General features: G+C 64.1%; 21 protein-coding genes. 3 read left to right on the forward strand and 18 right to left on the reverse strand.

All coding sequences use genetic code 11. From position 1 onward, the window contains the following. Window positions 1–82: 82 nt before the first annotated feature. Window positions 83–493, forward strand: a complete 411-nt coding sequence (locus tag NKI20_RS03175; protein ID WP_352605849.1) for a DUF1036 domain-containing protein — start codon at window positions 83–85, stop codon at window positions 491–493. Beyond that, window positions 490–1,923, forward strand: coding sequence for a pyruvate kinase (gene pyk / locus NKI20_RS03180; RefSeq protein ID WP_023762901.1), 1,434 nt, complete (start codon window positions 490–492; stop codon window positions 1,921–1,923). The genes NKI20_RS03175 and pyk overlap by 4 nt, the downstream gene beginning before the upstream one ends. 6 nt (window positions 1,924–1,929) lie before the next feature. On the opposite strand, the gene NKI20_RS03185 is transcribed toward pyk, so the two are convergent. The 4 genes from NKI20_RS03185 to ykgO form a co-directional block, all read right to left on the reverse strand. After that, complete coding sequence (locus tag NKI20_RS03185; RefSeq protein ID WP_352828239.1) at window positions 1,930–2,841, reverse strand: phosphotransferase family protein; 912 nt, start codon at window positions 2,839–2,841, stop codon at window positions 1,930–1,932. A gap of 45 nt (window positions 2,842–2,886) precedes the next feature. Continuing rightward, complete coding sequence (locus NKI20_RS03190; protein ID WP_352828241.1) at window positions 2,887–3,954, reverse strand: alpha/beta fold hydrolase; 1,068 nt, start codon at window positions 3,952–3,954, stop codon at window positions 2,887–2,889. Window positions 3,955–4,083: 129 nt separating this feature from the next. Continuing rightward, window positions 4,084–4,689, reverse strand: coding sequence for a tetratricopeptide repeat protein (locus tag NKI20_RS03195; protein ID WP_352605789.1), 606 nt, complete (start codon window positions 4,687–4,689; stop codon window positions 4,084–4,086). Between the two features lie 112 nt (window positions 4,690–4,801). Beyond that, window positions 4,802–4,927, reverse strand: coding sequence for a type B 50S ribosomal protein L36 (gene ykgO / locus NKI20_RS03200; RefSeq protein ID WP_006203764.1), 126 nt, complete (start codon window positions 4,925–4,927; stop codon window positions 4,802–4,804). A 229-nt stretch (window positions 4,928–5,156) separates the two neighbouring features. Here ykgO and NKI20_RS03205 point away from each other — a divergent pair, with 229 nt between their 5' ends. Next, on the forward strand, window positions 5,157–5,579 hold the full coding sequence (locus NKI20_RS03205; protein WP_023757466.1) for a lysozyme inhibitor LprI family protein: 423 nt from the start codon (window positions 5,157–5,159) through the stop codon (window positions 5,577–5,579). A 14-nt stretch (window positions 5,580–5,593) separates the two neighbouring features. Here the strand turns inward: NKI20_RS03205 and NKI20_RS03210 are convergent, their stop codons facing one another. The 14 genes from NKI20_RS03210 to NKI20_RS03275 form a co-directional block, all read right to left on the reverse strand. Further along, window positions 5,594–6,670: a 5-(carboxyamino)imidazole ribonucleotide synthase gene (locus NKI20_RS03210; RefSeq protein ID WP_352727581.1), complete on the reverse strand. Its 1,077-nt coding sequence runs from the start codon at window positions 6,668–6,670 to the stop codon at window positions 5,594–5,596. Beyond that, entirely contained in the window at window positions 6,667–7,164 is a 498-nt protein-coding gene (gene purE, locus NKI20_RS03215; protein ID WP_352828245.1) for a 5-(carboxyamino)imidazole ribonucleotide mutase, read from the reverse strand. Before purE ends, NKI20_RS03210 begins: the two co-directional genes overlap by 4 nt. A 102-nt stretch (window positions 7,165–7,266) precedes the next feature. Continuing rightward, the gene (locus NKI20_RS03220; protein WP_352828248.1) at window positions 7,267–8,160 is read right to left on the reverse strand and encodes a ribokinase; all 894 of its coding nucleotides are present in this window, start codon (window positions 8,158–8,160) and stop codon (window positions 7,267–7,269) included. Further along, a complete protein-coding gene (locus NKI20_RS03225; protein WP_352605796.1) occupies window positions 8,157–9,032 on the reverse strand; it encodes a MurR/RpiR family transcriptional regulator in 876 nt (291 codons plus the stop codon). The genes NKI20_RS03220 and NKI20_RS03225 overlap by 4 nt, the downstream gene beginning before the upstream one ends. Further along, a complete protein-coding gene (locus NKI20_RS03230) occupies window positions 9,029–9,997 on the reverse strand; it encodes an ABC transporter permease (RefSeq protein ID WP_352828251.1) in 969 nt (322 codons plus the stop codon). The genes NKI20_RS03225 and NKI20_RS03230 overlap by 4 nt, the downstream gene beginning before the upstream one ends. A 5-nt stretch (window positions 9,998–10,002) precedes the next feature. Then, a complete protein-coding gene (locus tag NKI20_RS03235) occupies window positions 10,003–11,499 on the reverse strand; it encodes a sugar ABC transporter ATP-binding protein (RefSeq protein WP_352828254.1) in 1,497 nt (498 codons plus the stop codon). A 69-nt stretch (window positions 11,500–11,568) separates the two neighbouring features. Next, entirely contained in the window at window positions 11,569–12,621 is a 1,053-nt protein-coding gene (locus NKI20_RS03240; RefSeq protein WP_352828257.1) for a sugar ABC transporter substrate-binding protein, read from the reverse strand. 44 nt (window positions 12,622–12,665) lie between these two features. Next, entirely contained in the window at window positions 12,666–13,655 is a 990-nt protein-coding gene (locus NKI20_RS03245) for a sugar phosphate isomerase/epimerase family protein (protein WP_352828260.1), read from the reverse strand. Between the two features lie 192 nt (window positions 13,656–13,847). Next, complete coding sequence (locus NKI20_RS03250) at window positions 13,848–14,738, reverse strand: anti-sigma factor family protein (RefSeq protein WP_352828263.1); 891 nt, start codon at window positions 14,736–14,738, stop codon at window positions 13,848–13,850. Beyond that, the gene (locus NKI20_RS03255) at window positions 14,735–15,274 is read right to left on the reverse strand and encodes a sigma-70 family RNA polymerase sigma factor (RefSeq protein WP_352828266.1); all 540 of its coding nucleotides are present in this window, start codon (window positions 15,272–15,274) and stop codon (window positions 14,735–14,737) included. Before NKI20_RS03255 ends, NKI20_RS03250 begins: the two co-directional genes overlap by 4 nt. A 46-nt stretch (window positions 15,275–15,320) precedes the next feature. Then, window positions 15,321–15,668 (reverse strand): cupredoxin domain-containing protein, encoded by a 348-nt coding sequence (locus NKI20_RS03260; protein ID WP_352828269.1) that lies wholly within the window; start codon window positions 15,666–15,668, stop codon window positions 15,321–15,323. 24 nt (window positions 15,669–15,692) lie between these two features. Then, window positions 15,693–16,646 carry a metallophosphoesterase family protein gene (locus NKI20_RS03265; protein WP_352828271.1) on the reverse strand — a complete coding sequence of 318 codons (954 nt, stop codon included), beginning with the start codon at window positions 16,644–16,646 and terminating at the stop codon, window positions 15,693–15,695. A 151-nt stretch (window positions 16,647–16,797) separates the two neighbouring features. Continuing rightward, complete coding sequence (locus tag NKI20_RS03270) at window positions 16,798–18,003, reverse strand: aminotransferase class V-fold PLP-dependent enzyme (RefSeq protein ID WP_352828273.1); 1,206 nt, start codon at window positions 18,001–18,003, stop codon at window positions 16,798–16,800. Window positions 18,004–18,027: 24 nt separating this feature from the next. Next, a complete protein-coding gene (locus NKI20_RS03275; RefSeq protein WP_352605817.1) occupies window positions 18,028–18,489 on the reverse strand; it encodes a RidA family protein in 462 nt (153 codons plus the stop codon). Window positions 18,490–18,506: the final 17 nt, after the last annotated feature.

An 18,506-nucleotide genomic window follows, 5' to 3' on the forward strand; every position in this document is an offset into this window, starting at 1 on the left:
TCGGATGAGTTCCGCTGGCAGGCAGCGCATGCGCTCTGCCTTTGCCACGCCGCTCTTGATCCTTGCCGTCGGCCTGTCGGCGATGGTCGTGGCCTCGCCGGCGCGCGCCGATTTCCGCGTCTGCAACGCCACGCAGAATCTGGTCGGCGTCGGTATCGGCTATCGCGCCAAGGCCGGCTGGATCACCGAAGGTTGGTGGCACATCGAGGGATCGAGCTGCAAGACGCTGATCGAAGGGCCGCTGTCATCAAGGTTTTACTATCTTTATGCAGAAGACGCCGAGCGCGGCGGACGCTGGGACGGCCCGATCAACATGTGCGTGGCTGAGAAAGAGTTCAAGATCGCCGGCGTAACCGACTGCGTCGCACGGGGCTTTCAGCGCGCCGGATTCCAGGAATATGACACGGGCGAACAGGGAAACTGGATGGTCCAGCTGACCGATGAGTCCACAACGGGAGGCGCTCCAGCCGCCCCGGGAACAAACAGTCAATGAGACGTAGCCGCAAGGTCAAGATCCTAGCCACCATCGGTCCGGCCTCCTCGTCGGAGGAGATGCTGAAGAAACTGTTCGAAGCTGGCGCCGATGTGTTCCGCATCAATATGAGCCACACCGATCACGAGCTGATGCGCACGCTGGTCGGACGCATCCGCACTGTCGAGGAAGCGGTCGGCCGGCCGATCGGCATCCTGGCCGATCTGCAAGGGCCAAAACTGCGCGTCGGCAAGTTCGCCAATGGCAAGGAAGTGCTGACCGTCGGCCAGACCTTCACGCTCGACGACAATCCCGAACCCGGCACCTCGACCAGGGTCTATCTGCCGCATCCCGAAATCCTGACCTCCGTCGAGGCCGGACATCGCCTGCTGATCGATGACGGCAAGCTCGAATTGAAGGCGGTGAGAAGCGACGGCAAGTCGATCGTCTGCACCGTCGTCGCCGGCACCACGATCTCCGACAAGAAGGGCGTCAGCCTGCCCGATACCGACCTGCCGGTCGGCGCGCTGACCGAGAAAGACCGCAAGGACCTCGATGCCGTGCTGGCCACGGGCGTCGATTGGGTCGCGCTGTCCTTCGTCCAGCGGCCGGAGGACCTTGCCGAGGCGCGCAAGATCGCGCGCGGCCGGGCGCTGATCATGGCCAAGATCGAAAAGCCGCAGGCCGTCGCCCGGCTGGCGGAGATCATCGAACTGTCCGACGCGCTGATGGTCGCCCGTGGCGATCTCGGCGTCGAGATGCCGCTCGAGGCGGTACCCGGCATCCAGAAGCAGATCACGCGCGCCGCGCGCCGCGCCGGCAAGCCGGTGGTGGTTGCAACGCAGATGCTGGAATCGATGATCACAGCACCGGTGCCTACCCGCGCCGAGGTGTCGGATGTTTCGACCGCAGTCTTCGAAGGCGCCGATGCCGTCATGCTGTCGGCGGAATCGGCGGCGGGCGCGTATCCCGTCGAAGCCGTAGCGATGATGAACCGTATCGCCACCAAGGTCGAAACCGATCCGACCTATGCCGGCATCATCAACGCACAGCGTTCCGAGCCGGAAGCGACCGGCGCCGACGCCATTTCGCTGGCCGCCCGCGAGATCGCCGAGACGCTGAAACTTTCGGCGATCATCACCTACACGGCGTCCGGCACCACGGGCCTGCGCGCCGCCCGCGAGCGTCCGCAAGTGCCGATCGTCGCGTTGTCGCCGATCGTCAACACGGCGCGCCGGCTGTCGCTGCTATGGGGCACGCATTGCGTCGTCTCACCCGACGCAATCGATCTTGACGACATGGTCGACCGCGCCTGCCGCATCGCCTTCGAGGAAGGCTTCGGCAAGCCCGGCGACCGCGTCATCATCACCGCTGGCGTGCCGTTGAGGACGCCGGGCTCGACCAATATGCTGCGCATCGCCTATCTGGGATCGGAAGCGGCCGGCCGGTAAGCCGCTTCAACGGCGGTCGCCCCGGACGCGGCTAATCGCCATCCGTTGGTGTGGTGCAGCAAACCATTCCGCAACGCTTCGGATCATGGCCGGAACATGGTCTGGGTCGTCGGCGAGTTCAGCCAACTCGGACAGACGATGGACGCCGGTCAGGATGGAGATACGTTTGCGGTCCAGCACGCGTCCGGTCGCGATTTCATACGCGGCGACTATTCGCCCGGTAAGGTCCGGCGCGATAAAATTCGAGTAGATGAACTCCTGGTGCAACGCGCCTATGCCTGAATCGGCAAAGTCGTAGAGTCCGTTGAGCCTCATTCGCGCATGATCGAACGCCATGTTCCAGCCATGTCCGTCGAAGAATCCAAATGTAGTCCCATGCGGGTCTGGTGGCAGACTTTCGTATGCCATCAGGGTTGCCTCCGCGCTGGCGAGTAGCCGAGGCGCCAGCAAGGGCAACGCCTTCGCACGGATTGCGCTCAGTGCGTGCCAGGTACCTACCGGCTCGGCGCCAGCGGTCGCCATCTGGTTCAGGTCGAGCCGATGAAGCTCGGCGTAAAAGCGGCCCAGATCGTTGCCCAAACGTTGGCGGGCATGTTCGGGCAATTCTTCATATCGTGCTGCCAGCAGACGTTCCCCTTTCAGTTTCTCATGTCTGGAGAACAGCGGCGGCCCCTCATGGATGCTCATATCGGGGACCGGCATCGACAGGCAAGGGCGGATCAGGGCCAGCAGGGCGGCTTCCCTGAGAAGCGCTCGTTCAGCAACCTTGTGACGCGGGAACTTGAACACCAGCCTGTCGTCGACATCGACCGCCGTCGAGTGCCAACCTGCCGTCATCAGCCGGAAGCTTGAAGTCTTCAATTCCGGGAAGACACGAATTATTGCTCGTGAGAATGTGTCCAGGTTCGGTTCAGGCATGGCCGTGTTGTAGGGGAGCTTCCCAGCCACGTGAAGGGACGGCGGTCAGGTCGGTGCAAGCTCTGCTTCCGGCTGCTTGAGATCGGCGCATTTCCCGACGCCATACAGATCGCCGGCGATCCGGGCTTCGACGCTTTTGGCGATAATCCGCAGGTCGACATCCTTGCCGGAGACCTTCTCGATGGCACCAACGACGAGATCGGGCGCAATCCAGTCCGGCTTGTGGCCGAGATTATGCACCCAGACGAGTTGGGCGCCCGGTATGTCGCGCTGGAGCCCGATCGAGTGAATCTCCGCATAGACGACCTTGTCGCGATCACCCGAAATGACCACGGTCGGGGCCTTGATCTGGTTGTAGTGCGGTGCGGCGCCAAGGGCATAGCGATAGAGCCCGGCGACATCGGTGGCGTTGGCACGAAAGGCCGATGGTCGCAGGACCAATGGGATGGAGGCCGCGGCGAGATAGTTGTCCGGCACCATGTTGGGCGAGAAGACGCAGGTCGTGGCGTCTTCCATCCGCAGCGTTCCCGTCGGATAGATCAGCGTCTCGGAAAACAGCCAGCCGATCACCGGAATGGTCGTCAGATCGTAATACCAGGAGGTTGCGCCGCCCGGCCACGGATGAGTTGCCGGCGCGAGAAAGACCAGGCCAAGCGTCTTGTCGGGATGCTCGCGGCCGAAAGTCGATGTCACCACACCACCGAAAGAATGACCGACGATAACAGCCTTCCTGATGCCCAGACGGTCCATCAACGCAGCGATGGTGTTGGCCTGAGCCGCCGGGTCTTCGTTGTTGCCGCGACCACGGCCCGACCAGCCGTGGCCTGGCCGGTCGAAGAACAGCATTTCGGCGTGGCCTTCGAGCAATGGCCGCAGCGGCAGCATCTGATCCCTGAGATTGGCGCTGGCGCCGTGGATGAAGACGATCGGCGGCCGCTCGGCGTTCGCGGGGCCCGGAATGTGGACATAGTGAATGCGGGCGCCATTGATGTCGGCGAATTCACCAATCGACGGATTGCGGCGTTCGATAAGCCATGAACCGGCGCGGGTGATGCCGACAAAGCCGAAGACAAGCGCCATCAGGAAGGCAAGGGCGGCGTAGATCAGGTTCATGGGGGAGATACGGGGATGGAGGGGGATAAGTTGTGCAGTAGCGAATAGGGAATAGGCAGTAGGCAGTAGGCAGTAGGAATGTGCGTAACGCGATCTGCGCCTACTGCCTAATCCCTACTGCCTATTCCCTTAAATGCCTTCTCCAGCAAGCTCTTCCGAAAGCGTGCCGACCTGGTCCTGGGCGCTGCGCATCATTGGATAGATCGCCAGAACCTTCTGCCAGGCCTCGAGTGCCGATTGCTTGTGGCCGGTCAGTGCCATGATCTGCGCCAGGCCGGAGAGCGCGCCGAAATGGCGCGGCTCGAGCTGCAGCGTATGGTCGATGTCGGACATCGACTTGCCGTAGTTTTTCATCATGAAATGCACGGTGGCGCGCCTATTCCAGCCTTCGGCATAGGTCGGCTGTAAGATCACCACCTGGTCGAGGAAATCGAGGGCGACGTCGAACTTCTGACTTTCGATGGCCTTCTGCGACCACTGCATCATCAGATCGATCGAGGCGCTGCCGGATTGAGACCACTCATTCCAGATGTTGCCGGCAATACGCTCGGCTGCCTTTTCGTTGCGCTCGCGCTTCAGGTCGTTGAACAGCTGATCGAGACGGGCCTGCCTCGTCGTTGCCACCGGCGGCACGTCCTTGCTGGCCGGCGGCACGACAGCGTCATCCGCGCGCGCCAGGCCATAAATGGCGCTGGAAACAAGCAGAGACGTCAAAAATGCAAAAAGAATCCGCATCGCCGGACTCTAATCCCGGGCGGCGGAACGTCAAACTGAATTTGGCGTGAAAGGGCCGGCAGGCGGGCAACAAGCATCAATGGGCGGAGGCAACAGCCTCCAGCCCGAAAACTCAGCCCTGGCGTGCCTTGTAGCGCGGAGCGGTCTTGTTGATGATGTAGATACGGCCTTTGCGGCGAACCAGCTGGTTGTCGCGGTGACGCGCCTTCAGCGCCTTGAGCGAATTCTTGATCTTCATGGTCTTGCCTGTCGGTGTGGACCCGGTTCGGGTCGAAATTTTAAGGCGCGCCAGAAGACGCGCCTTTGAACTGTGGGTGGCTCATAAACGAGGAGCCTTGTCCGTGTCAACCGCAAGCGTGCTCCGTCTCTCCATATCATCAAATATCCGCCATGTCGGCCTTGCGGCATTGCACGGGCTTCAGCCGGCTGGGATGATGCGCCCGCCATGAAGTGATTTGGGGATGGATATGCGCCGAATTTTCCTGTCCGCCTGCATTCTCGTGCTGGCGGGAGCCTCGGCTGCCCGCGCGCAGGAGTGCGACCGCAGCGACGACAGCCAGCAGATGATGAACATCTGCGCCGGCGAGGATTACCAGGAGGCCGACGCCAGGCTCAACAAGGCCTACCAGGATCTCATCAGCGCGGATGACGCCGACGGCAAGAGACTGCTGCAGGTGGCGCAACGCGCCTGGATCGCCTTTCGCGATGCAGAGTGCGCGCATTCCACCGCAGCCAGCGCGGGCGGTTCGATCCATCCGATGGAAGTTTCGCAATGCCTGGCCAGGCTGACCAATGATCGCATCGAGCAGCTCGCTGCCGCCGCCAATTGCGAGGAAGGCGATGCCAGTTGCGCCAGCCCTGACCAAGACGAGAGCGACGACGTGCAGTAGGCCTGTTTCGGGGGTTAGGCGCGACGGCCGATCCTGGTGAAATGGCCCATCTTGCGGCCGGGGCGTGCCTCGGCCTTGCCATAGAGATGCAGCATCAGGTTCGGCTCGGCGAGCAGGGCTGGAACACGCAGCACATCGTCGCCGATCAGGTTCTCCATCACGCAATCGGAATGACGCTGGGGATTTCCAAGCGGCAGGCCGGCGACGGCGCGGATGTGCTGCTCGAACTGCGAAACGATGCAGGCCGCTTCCGTCCAGTGGCCGGAATTGTGGACGCGGGGCGCGATCTCGTTGGCCAGCAGGGAGCCGTCGGCGAGCACGAAGAACTCGACGCCGATGACACCGACATAGTTCAGCGCCGACAATATTTTAGACGCCGCTGCTCGTGCTGCTTCCGCCGTTTCGGGCCTTATTCGAGCCGGCAAGGTCGATGTGTGGAGAATGCCGTTGCGGTGGATATTCTCGGCCGGGTCGTAGGCTGCGACAGTGCCGTCGATGCCGCGCGCGGCGATCACGGAAATCTCGCGCTCGAACGACACGAAGCTTTCCAGGATCAGCGGCACATTGCCCATCGCCTCGCAGATGCCGGCGAAGCTGCCGGCTTTCATATTGCGGAAGACGCGCTGGCCCTTGCCGTCATAGCCCATGCGGCGCGTCTTCAGGATGCCGCTGCCATCGAACGCATTCAGCGCCGCCGTCAGCTCGTCATCATTGTCGACCGGGAGGAACCCCGCGGTGGCAATGCCGATGCCGTTGAGGAATGCTTTTTCGCTCACCCGGTCCTGCGCCACTTCCAGTGCGCGCGCCGGCGGATAGACCGGAACCTTGGCGGCCAGCGCGCTGGCGGCCGCAACCGGCACGTTCTCGAACTCGTAGGTGATGACGGAACTCGACGCGGCCAGTTCGGCAAGGGCTGCTCGGTCGTCATAGGGGGCCGCTATCTGCCGGTTGGCGACCTGCGCCGCCGGGCAATCCGCTTGCGGCTCCAGCACCACGGTGCGGTAGCCGAGACGGGCGGCAGCAATTGCCAGCATGCGACCGAGCTGGCCGCCGCCTATGATGCCTATGGTCGATCCGGGGGCTAGGCTCACGGCGTATCCGTCGGCTCGGTTGCGACCTTGGCGGTCTGCGCGGCGCGCCAGGCATCCAGACGGACGGCAAGGTCGTCATCGTTCAGCGCCAGCACGGCAGCGGCCAGAAGGGCTGCGTTGGCGGCACCGGCCTTGCCGATGGCCAGCGTTCCCACGGGAATACCGGCCGGCATCTGGACGATGGACAGCAGTGAATCCTGCCCGGAAAGCGCCTTCGATTCCACCGGCACGCCAAACACCGGCAGCGGCGTCATTGCCGCCGTCATGCCGGGCAGATGCGCGGCACCACCGGCGCCGGCGATGATCACCTTGTAGCCCGCTGCCTTGGCGCCCCTGGCGAAATCGTAGAGCCGGTCTGGAGTGCGATGCGCGGAAACGATCAGCCGCTTGTGTGGAATGCCCAGGGCTTCGAGGGTTTCGGCCGCATGGCGCATCGTCGCCCAGTCGGACTGGCTGCCCATGATGATGGCGACGTCGGCGCGTTGATCGTCCAAGTTCGTGTTTCCCGGCGACAAAGGCGCGCCTTAGCGGAATTCGCGCGAAGCCGCAAGGATCGGCGGCCGCCGCAGCGGTTTGGCAAGACGCAAACCATCCAGTCAGATGCCGTCGCGCTCGGCCTCTGGCGTCGAGACCAGCAAGGCCGACGCCGCATTGGCGGCGGTGACGGCCGCCCGCATGGTCTCCCCACGGGCAAGCGCCGCGGCCAGCGCACCGACGAATTCATCGCCGGCGCCATGCGTGCTGACGACCTTGACCGGGATGGCGGGCAGCGCGAAGGCCTCGCCGGTCCGATCACAGCAGGCGACACCTTCGCCGCCCGCCGTGACAATCGCGACAGGGCAAAGATCGGCCAGCAGCCGCGCGGCTTGCGCGGCACCGTCCAGGGTCTCGACCACCGCCATGCCGGCCAGGAACTCCGCCTCGATGGCGTTGACCACCAATATGTCGACCAGCGCGGTCAACTCGCCGGACAGTTTGCGCGCCGGGGCCCCGTTCAGCACAACACGGCCGCCTTGCGCCTTCGGCGCGCGTGCGGCAGCAATGTTGGCGCCTTCGGGTACCTCATTCTGCAACAGGAGCACTGCCGTTTGGGACACCATTTCGGAAGCAGCGGCAATATCGGCATCGCCCAGAGTGAGATTGCTGCCCGAGACGATCACCGCGCCATAATCGCCGCCCTGGTCGAAGATCGCCACGCTCATTCCGGAGCCGGCACCAGCGGCCACCCGCACGAAGCGGCGGTCGACCCTGGCGCGATCGAGATTGGCCAGCAACGCCCGCCCGAAATCATCGTTGCCAACCGCGCCAATCATCGCCGCGCGCACGCCGGCCCTTGCCGCCGAAACGGCCTGGTTGCCGCCCTTGCCGCCGCATTTCGGGTGCCAGGCATGGCCGGTCACCGTCTCGCCCTTGCGTGGGCGGTCGGGCGCGTCGACCATGATGTCGTAGTGCAGGCTGCCGAAGACGGTGACCAGCGGCGGTGTCGTCATGATCCCCGGTCTTTTCGCTTCGATGTCACCGCCGACATGGTGCGGCCGAGGTTGCGCTCCGCCGCCTGATAGTCGCGCTGCGCCACCGCGACGAACAGCGCATCGAGGATGTTGAGCTGGGCGATGCGCGCCGCCGCGTTCTCGCCCATTAATGGCGATCCCTGTGCGGTCGAGCACAGCACAATGTCGGCCACCGCAGCCAACGGCGAATTGTCGTAATTGGTGATGGCCAGCGTCCTTGCGCCGTTCTTGCGGGCCAGCTGGATGGCGTCGATGACGGCAGAGGTATTGCCCGAATGCGAGAAGCCGACGGCGATATCATCGCCGCCGAGCAGCGAGGCCGACATCAGCATCATGTGCGAATCGTCGTAGACGGATGCGCGAATGCCGATGCGCAGGAACTTGTGCGAGACGTCGCGCGCAATCTGCGCTGAGCCGCCGACGCCATAGAAATCCCGGTTCTTCGCACGGTAGAGAAGCTCGGCGGCGCGGTCGAAATCCTCGATGTCGAGGATCGCCAGTGTCTCCTCCAGTGCCTGGATGGAGGTGCGGAACACTTTTTGCACGATCTCGGCCGAACTGTCGTCGGATGACAGTTCCTGATGCATCTCGGCAGTCGGCAGGCGGCTGTATTCATAGACGGCGGTGCGAAAGTCGCGATAGCCGGAAAAACCGAGCTTCTTGGCGATCTTGACCACCATTGCCTCGGACACGCCGGCCTCCTCGGCGATCTGCTTCAGCGGGATGCTCTCGTCAAAGCCGCGCCGGCCAAAGACGGTTTCCACCACCTTCGCCTCCAGCGGGGTGAGATGCGGCATCATCATGCGGATCCGCGGTCCTACCGCTTTCAGGTCCAGCCCGCTCAAGGTCATCCACGCCCCCTCGTCACGCGATCGATAAGCATCGCGGCGAGGATTATAAGACCAGTTGCCAGAAGCTGATAGAAGGACTGCACGTTCATCAGCGTCAAACCGTTGCGCATGGCGCCGAGGATGACGGCGCCCAGGATGGTGCCGACGACACTGCCCTTGCCGCCCATCAGCGAGGCGCCGCCGATGGCGGCAGCCGCGATAGCGTCGAGTTCCCAGAGATTGCCGAGGATGGGCTCGGCGGCACCGAGTCGGCCTATCAGGATTTGCGCGGCAAGGGCCGCCAGCAGCCCGGAGATCATGTAGGCGGCGATCTTGGTGCGGGCGATCGGCACGCCGGCGATGTAGGCAGCCTCCTCATTGCCGCCGACGGCGAGCAGATATTCGCCGAAAGGCGTCTTCTTCAAAACGACCCAGGCGACGACAGCCACCAAGGCCACGATGATAACCGCCAGCGGCAGCCCGAACAGCAAGCCGTTGAAGACGGAGCGAAAGCTTGCGGGCAGGCCGAGCACCGGATTGCCGCCGGTATAGATCAGCGCCAGTGCCCGGTATGTGCTGAGTGTACCCAATGTGACGATGAAAGGCTGCAGCCCGACATAGGCGACGAGCACGCCGTTGATGAGGCCGCACGCAAGACCAATGGCGAAGCCGGCGGCGATGGCGAGCGGAAACGGTACGCCGGCGACCATCATCGAGGCCGAGATGACGGCCGAAAGGGCTGCCGTCGGCCCGACAGACAGGTCGATGCCGCCGGAGATGATGACCAGCGTCATGCCCAGCGCCAGGCAGGCATTGATGCTCGACTGCTGCAGGATGTTGATCAGGTTGCGCTCGGCGAAGAAGCCGGGCACCAGTGCCCCGAACACGGCCAAGATCACGACAAGGCCGATCAATGTGCCGGCGTCGCGCATGGAGACCCCGCGCATGAATTCGGCCCGTGGCTGCACCAGAATGGTATCCGACATATCCGTCACCTACTGTCTTGAGTCTGCGGGATGGCGTGCGCCGCGATCGCCTGTTCGCTGATGTCGTCTCTGTGGAGTTCGGCCGCGATCGAGCCGTCGCGCATGACCAGCACGCGGTCGGCGAGCCGGATCACCTCGGGCAGTTCGGAGGAGACGACGATGACACCGTGGCCTTCCCGGGCGAGCTCCTCGATCAGATGATAGATCTCCGCCTTGGCGCCGACATCGATGCCGCGCGTCGGTTCGTCGAACAAAAGGATGCGTGTTCCCGCCGCCAGCCAGCGGCCGATGATCGCCTTCTGCTGGTTGCCACCGCTGAACAGGCGGATCGGCCGATCGAGCAGGAATGGGCGCAGGTTGACGAGGCCCATCTTGTCGATTGCCACCCGTTTCAACCTGGCGTGATCGATGACGCCGCGCGGCGCGAATACGCCCATCGAGGCCAACGCCATGTTGCTGGTGATCGAGCGCAGCGGCACGATGCCCTCGCGCTTGCGCTCCTCCGGCACCAGGCCGATGCCGGCGGCAATCGCATCGCGCGGGCTGGAGAATCGCGTCGCCTTGCCATCAATTGCGATCGTACCGGCGGTGGCGCGGTCGGCGCCGGCCAGCAACCGCAGTAATTCGGTGCGGCCTGAGCCGACAAGGCCGGCAATGCCCAGCACCTCGCCACGATGCAATTCGAACGACACATCGCGCACGTTCGTTGTCGAGGAGAGGCCGCGCGCACTCAACATCACCTCGTTCGAGGCGTGAGACGTATGCCGTTCCTGCGCCAGTTCGCGGCCAACCATCATCGCCACGACCGCCTTTTCCGACAGGCCTTTCAGGTCGACGGAATCGATGACCACGCCGTCACGCATGACGGTGGCGCGCTGGCAGATGCCGAACACCTCGTCCAGCTTGTGCGAGACATAGACGACGGCGACGCCGTCGCGAGCGAGACCGGTGATGACTTGCGCCAGCCGTTCGAATTCGCTCGGCGTCAGGCTCGATGTCGGCTCGTCCATGGCGACGATGCGGGCGCGATCGAGCAGCGCGCGGGCGATCTCGACGATCTGCCGCTGCGCCACCTTCAGCGTTCCGAGGGGAGCGGCTGGGTCGATGGACGGGTCAATGGCTGCAAGAGCCTCGGCGGCGCGGCGCTCCTGTTCCCGCCGGGCGACGAAGATACCGCCGCGCGTCAGCGGTTGGCCGAGGAACATGTTCTGGGCGACGCTGAGGCGCGGCACCTGCTGCAATTCCTGGTGGATCATGGCGACGCCCGCGGCACGCGCGGCGACCGGATTGGCAAGCGTCACCGGCTGTCCGTCGATGAGGACGCTTCCCGCCGTCGGTCTGTAGACGCCCGACAATATGCGAAGCAGCGTCGACTTGCCGGCACCGTTTTCGCCGAGCAGACCGTGGATTTCACCGGCACTGATCGAGAACGACACGTCGTTGAGCGCCCGCACGGCCGGAAACAGCTTGGAAATGCCCTGGAATTGCAGCCGGGGTGACATTGGGTTCAATCTCCGGGCAACGGTGCCGGCCGGGAGCGAACTGCTCTGGCCGGCACCCGCCGATCGGCTTTACTGGCCCGCAGCGGCATCTTCGAGCAGGGCCTTGCGCGCGCCGGGTCCGGAATAGCGGTCGGCATTGTCCTTGGTGATCAGTGCCTGCGGCGTGGCAACGACGCGCGGCAGCTTTTGTCCAGCCACCAGCCGCAGCGCCGTTTCCAGAGCAACCTCACCGGTTAGCACCGGGAAGCTGTCGACCGTGCCGGTCAGTTCGCCGGCGCGGATCGAGGCATAGGCGTCGGAAATGCCGTCAGTGCCGAACACGGCAACCTTGTCCTGCAGGCCGGCAGCCTTGACCGCCTCGACAATGCCCAGTGCCATGCCGTCATTGTTGGCATAGAAGCCGATCAGGTCGGGGTGCTGCTGCAGGATGTTGGTGGCCGCGTCATAGGAGGTCTGGCGGTCCCAATTGCCGGGAACGCTGGCGACGACCTCGAACTTCCCCCCTTCGGTGATGGTGGACTTGAAGCCATCGGTGCGCTGCACGGCTGCATAGACGCCGGCCTGGCCTTCGACGATGGCGACCTTGCCGCCATTCGGACGGTTCTTGATGAACCATTTGGCGACGCGCACGCCATTGTCGCGCTGGACATTGCCGACATAGTGCTCGGCCTGCGGGATGACTGCATCGTTGACGTTGACCACCGGCACATTGGCGGCCTTGGCCTGCTCCATGATCGGCTGCAGATTGGCGTCGGTCTGCGGCGAAACGAGCAGAACGTTGTAGCCCTGCGTGACCAGGCCTTCGGCAATGGTCAGCTGGCCGAGCTGGTCGCCTTCGCTCTGCGCCGCCTGATAGACGACGGGAATGCCGACCTTGTCGCCGAACGCCTTGTAGCCCTCGCCCAGCGAGCGCCAATATTCATTGGTCAGCGTCTTGGAGACCGCGCCCGCTTTGGTGCCTTCTGGCAGCTTGGGGAACGCGCCGAACTTGGCCTCGACCTGCGACCAATCGATACGGTCCTTCTCCGTATCGGAATTGAGCGGCGCGAGATCTGTGGAAAACGCCGAACCGATGGACAGCGCCATCAGTGCGGCGGTAGCGGTGGCAAGCAGAAGTTTCATTTCATTCCTCCCTTGTTAAAAACGGTGATGGTCCGGCCGGGGCTTCAGCTATCCGGCCCGAGCATGATTTCCTGGATGATGGCCTGCGATGTCACCGCGTCCTGGCTGTCCATGGCGGCGGACAGGCGATTGTCCTGCTCCAGCCGGTCGACGACGCGCAGCATGCGCTTGACGGTGGTGATGTTGACTTCGCATTCGCGCACGGGGTCGAGCCCTGTCATGTCGGGGAATGTGTCGAAATAGATGGCGCCAGCGTAACCGTCGCGGCGGATCTGCCTGAGCAGCTCGATGGTCTGCAGCGTGTGCACCGCGCCGACCATCAGGCCGTCATCGCGCTTGGCGTAGCCGTCGTTGAGGTGCACGCCGAGCAGCTTGCTGTGGCGCGCCACCAGAGCTGCGGCAAAGGCCGGCTGCTCGTCGGCATAGAGCACATGGGCGAAATCGAGCGTGACGCCGAGATTGGGCAGGCCGACATCGCGGATCGCCAGCAGGGTCGTCGCAGCGTCCGGCATCAGGCTGTAGGAACGCGGTTCGTTGGGCTTGTATTCAAGGCTGATCTGGCAGTCGGGGTCATGCGCGGCCACTTCACGAATCCCATCGATTTCGTGTTGCCAGAGTGAGGCATAGTCAGCCTGGAAGGCGTAATCGAAGCCATCCTGGCCGAGCCACAGCGTCATCAGCTTTGCGCCCGCCTCGCGCACGGCGTCGATTCCCGCTTTGGTCAGGTCGATAGCTTCACGGCGCACCGCCGAGTCCGGATTGGTGAAGGCGCCAAGCTTGAAGGCCGGATTGGAGTAGTAGCGCATGGCGAAGCCATTGATGGAAAGGCCGAGATCGCCCAGTTTGTGGGCGATTTCGGCAGGCTTTGCGCCTACATGGTCGGGGTAATTCAAATCGAGGTCAGTCAGTCCGGCAACCCTGGCGGCGCGGGCCGCCATCTGAAGCAGCGAGGGTTTGCCGACGAGGTCAGGCCATTCGGCCTGTGGTCGCGAGGCAAAGGAATTCAGGCGCGTGGCGAAGCGATTGGCTGTCATGATCGACCTTTCAATAGATATAACTTCACATAAATACGAATAGTTGTAAAGTCATTGTTTGCAGGGCGATGAACAGCCGCAAAGCCACCGTTGCGGTCGGCTGGGTCACGTAGGCTTAGGGCAGTTTCCTGGTCGGCGTCTCAGGCTGGGGAATCGGTCGGCCAGTGGAATCATCAACCGGGCAGGCCGTCCTCACACCGCCGCCTCGCGGAAGCGGGCGACGAAGTCATCGAGTTCGGGCCGCTCCATGTCCGAGATCGCCCAGTAGGAGAAGGCGCCGTCTCTCCAATGCACCAGCGAAAAGCCGCCCGACGAAAGATCGGCGGGTTTGGCGATGCCGCCGCCCTGCTGCGGTTCGGCGACCAGCGTGATCAAATGCTCGCGGTGGCGGTAGACCAGCGCCGGCACCGGCCGACCTGATATCACCTCGACCCGGCCGCCGATTAGTGCGTAGCCATCCTGCGCGAGGTCTGGCGCCGGCGGCGATACGCCGATCCGGGCATCGAGCCATGGCTTGACCGTATGGCGGTCGGACGAAACGATGTCGATCGGACTGGCGGCGAGCAGGCTGCGGCGATGGCCGCTGGCGACCGCCGCGGCGAAACCGTCGGACGCGTTGTTGACCATCACCCATTGCGTCGCCCCGCTGGCCAGCACCGCGCTGATCATGATCGACGCGGCTAGTGCGCGCCAGTCGAACGGGCCGAAGGTCCGCGACGAACCTGTCCTGGCGTCCCGTCTCCGGCCGCCCCAGACTGACGCGCCCGCGATCAATCCTGGTTGCGCCGGCAGCGTGTCCCGCTGCGGTTCGGCTTCGTCTTGTGCCGGTTGCGCCGTGCCTGTCGCACCAAGTGCGGCAATGCGCGCCCGAAAGGCATCGCTGACATCGGGGCGCGGCAGGCGGCCGAGCGCGCCCTGCAAGGCAATGATGCGGGCGTGTTCGGCGGCAAGCTGCGGGTCGGCGGCGATGCGCCGCTCCACCGCCAGTGCGGCCGCGGCATCAAGTTCGCCATCAACGAGGGCGTGGATCATCAGCCTGATGCCCTCGGGATCGTTGGGCAGTCCGTCGTCATGGTTGGTCATGGCGCTCTCCCCAGTTCGGACACAAGCAGGCCGCGGGCGCGGGCCAGCCGCGACATCACTGTGCCCATCGGTACGTCCAGCATGGCCGCTATCTCGCGGTAGCTGAGACCGTTGATGTCGCGCAGCACCAGCGTCTCGCGAAAAGGCTGCGGCAGTGCTGCGATCGCCGCCTCCAGTGCCGCCGTATCGGCCCTGGCGATCAGGCTCGCCTCCGGGCCATCTTCGTCGGGCGGGCTTGTGCCGTGCGCTGCCGCCATTTCGTCGAGATCGCCGAGGTCGCCGACGGCGAGCATGCCGCGCGGCCGGTTGCGAGACATCCAGGTATAGGCGGTGTTGCGCACGATGGTCAGCAGCCATGCGCGGGCATTGCCGCCGGCATAGCCTGATATGCCGGCATGTGCCTTCACGCAGGCCTCCTGCACCACATCCTCGGCATCGGCGGCGTTGCCGGTCAGCCAGCGGGCGAGCGCAAGCGCGTCACCGAGGTGGGGCAGCACCACTTCGCCGAAGCGCTCGGCCAGGGCATTTTCGCTCAACACCGCAGCATGGTCCGGCACTCCGGGCAGGATCTGCGGCGCTCCTTCAGGGAGCGACGGTGATCTTGCCTTGCATGTGCGGGTGAAGCCCGCAGAAATAGGCAAAGTCGCCTGCTCTGGTGAAGGTGAATCCATATGTGTCACCGGTGTCAAGCGCCTTGGAGCGGAAGGAGGAATCGTTGGCGACGACAAGATGCGGGATGTCGTCGTCGTTTCTGAAGATCACCCTGGTGCCGGGCTTGACCGTCAGCTCGTGTGGCGTGAAGGCGAAGTTCTCTATTTTGACCATCGGCGCATCGACCGCCGCGCGCAGCGGCTGACAGGTTCCCGTGGTCAGGGTGAAAGCGCTGAGGATCGCGACCATGTGCCGGGCCGGAAGGCGAATGCAGAGCATGATGATTTCCTTTGCAGTCCAGGCTCAAGCCAGCGTCGAGTCGATGATGGCGAGATCCTTCCCACCTTGCTTCACGTTGACGCTGCTGGTGCCGAGCAGGCCGCGCAGTTGCCCGGCCGGCACCGTCATCGGTCCGGGCGAGGCGGCAGTTCCTGGCGCCGGCTGCGGGAAGGCAGTCGAGCGCGCCGTGTGAAAGGTGACGTTGCCTTCCACCTTCTGCATGATCTGGTGGATGTGGCCGTTGAGCACGGTGACCGAGCCGAAGCGCTTGAGCAGGGCGAGCGCTTGGGCCGCGTCGTCGGTGCCCCAGCCCCATTCGGGATAGACCGCCCACAGCGGGATATGAGCGAAGACGACAATCGGGGTCGACGCGCTGACGGCCTTCAGGTCGTCCGCCAGCCAGGCCAGCTGTTCGGGGCCGAGATTGCCGAGCCCGCCCGCCTTCAGGTTGACGACATTGACCAGCGCCACGAAATGCACGCCGTTCTGGTCGAACGAGTACCAGCCGGCACCCCTGGTGCCCTTGCCGTAGCGGTCGAGATAGGCCTTGCCGTTGCCGTCGTCGATCAAATCGTGCTCGCCCGGCACGTAGTGCACGTCGAAGCCGGCGCCGTCGATAATCTGCGCCGCATTGTCGAACTGTGCCGGCTTGGACAGATGGGTGATATCGCCGGTGTGGATCATGAAGGCGGGCTTTTGCGGCAGCGCCTGGATCTTGCCCATCGCTTCCTTCAGCGTGTCGATGGCATGCGGGTTGGCCGCCTTGTCGAAGCCGATATGGCTGTCGGATATCTGCAGGAAGGTGAAGCCGGAGGCCATGGCTTCGGCAGCTTGTGCGGCGCCGAGCAGGTTGAGCGACACCGGTATGCCACCTGAAATCGTCCAGAGTACGCCGGTGCCGGCCCAGATCATGCATTCCAGCGCATGCCGGCGGCTGATGCCGTCGCGCTCGCTGTCTTCATCGTGGTGATGGGTCATGTCGCTCTCCTCAACGCCTGGAGTGGCGTATGCTGAGGAGACCCGGAGCGGCGACGGTTTATTCCCGGCTGGGGAGGATCCGGCCGTTCACGGTCGCGTGATGGCGCGCGCCGATCGCGGCCGGCGCATTTTCAGGTGATTACCTGGCGTTTCAATCCGGCCAGCGCAAGACACCGGACGAATCCTTGCGGGCAGGCTTCATGGCATTGGCGGGCCGCTCGGCCGCGGTCAGCGTGGCGCGCAGCCGTTCTGCGACGATCTCCGCCTCGCCGCGATGAAGATTGCAGGGGTCGAGGAAGAAATGGCCGCGCTCCACCTCATGGTTGCGCACGATGATCGGCGGCGAGCCCATAGCCAATGCGGAGGCCAGACCGGCCGCCGTGAACCGGCTCTCGGGCAATACAAAGATCTGCAACCGATCCAGCGGGTTGGCGGTGGGGTCGGGGATGATCTGCGCGACGATGCCCGGCAGCCCCTGCAACGCATTCTTCCACAGGTTCAGTGCCGCTTCTTCGCGCCGTCGGATGCCGGCATGGTCGCGCTTTTCCCAGGCTTCCAGTGCGGCCATGGTGCCGGCGATGCTTTCCTTGCCGACCTTCATGGCGCGCGCGACACCGCGGTTCTGCAGAAAGGCGGCTCGAACCAGATCCTTGCGCCCGGTGACGATGCCGCTAGTCGGTCCGCTCAGGAATTTATGTCCGCTGTAGATGACAATGTCGGCGCCGCGCGCAAGAAAGCCGCGCAGATCATATTCGGAGGCCGCATCGACGATCACCGGGACGCCCCTGGCATGGCAGATCTCGCAGAATTCCTCTAGGGACAGCATGCCGTACTGCACGGTGTGGTGGGCGACGACATAGAGTCCTGCCGCCGTGCGATCGTTGATCGCCTCGCGCACGTGGTAGTCCTGCGTGACGCTGACGGTGCCGGCCGGCACGACCTTTGCGCCGGCCAGCCGGACCGACTGGTCGATTGGCGCGCCGTAGTTAACGATGTGGCCGAGCTGGACGATGACCTCCGACTTCAGCCCTTCGGTGTCGTCCGGCAGCCGCTCGATGGCGAGCAGGTTGGTTCCCGTCATCGCGCCGGCAATCGCCATGGTGATGCCGCTGGCGCAACAAGCGGTGATGAAACCGGCCTCGCCGCCGGTGAGGCGCGCAACGATCGTGCTTGCGGCACGCTGCAGATCGTCCATCTCCACCCATTGCGAGGCCATCTCCGCCATGGCGCTGATCGCTTCAGGCACGATGATCGATGCGCCGAGCGCTGTCATCGTGCCGGAGACGTTGATGATCGGGCGAAGGCCGAGCCGTTCGCGGATGGTGGTGTTGGAGCCGTCGGTGGAAGTGGTTTTCATCTCTAGGATTCCATTTCTAACGGGTCAGGCGGCGATCTCGACGACCGCCTCGATTTCGACGGTGATGTTCCCAGGCAAGGAGCCGACGCCGATCGCCGAGCGGGCATGGCCGCCGATGGTGTCGAACACATCGGCGAACAGATCGGAACATCCATTGACCACCTTCGGGTGGTCGCTGAAGGTCGGTATCGCGTTGACGAAGCCGAGCAGCTTGACGATGCGCACGATCCGGCCAAGATCGCCAGTGGCTGCGTGCATGACGGCCAGCAGGTTAAGGCCGGTGAGGCGGGCATGGCCATAGGCCTCTTCGACGGTGACATCATCGCCCACCTTGCCGGTGAACAGCGTGCCGTCGGTCCGCAGCGGCCCCTGGCCGGACAGGAAGATCAGCCGGCCGCTTTCGGCATGGGTGACGAAATTGGCGATCGGGGTCGGCGGCTCCGGCAGCGTCAGGCCCAACGCGGCGAGCCGGATATAAGGCGTCATGAAAGAAGGCTCCTTGC

The organism is Mesorhizobium sp. M0830, assembly GCF_040319965.1.
Classification (GTDB): domain Bacteria; phylum Pseudomonadota; class Alphaproteobacteria; order Rhizobiales; family Rhizobiaceae; genus Mesorhizobium.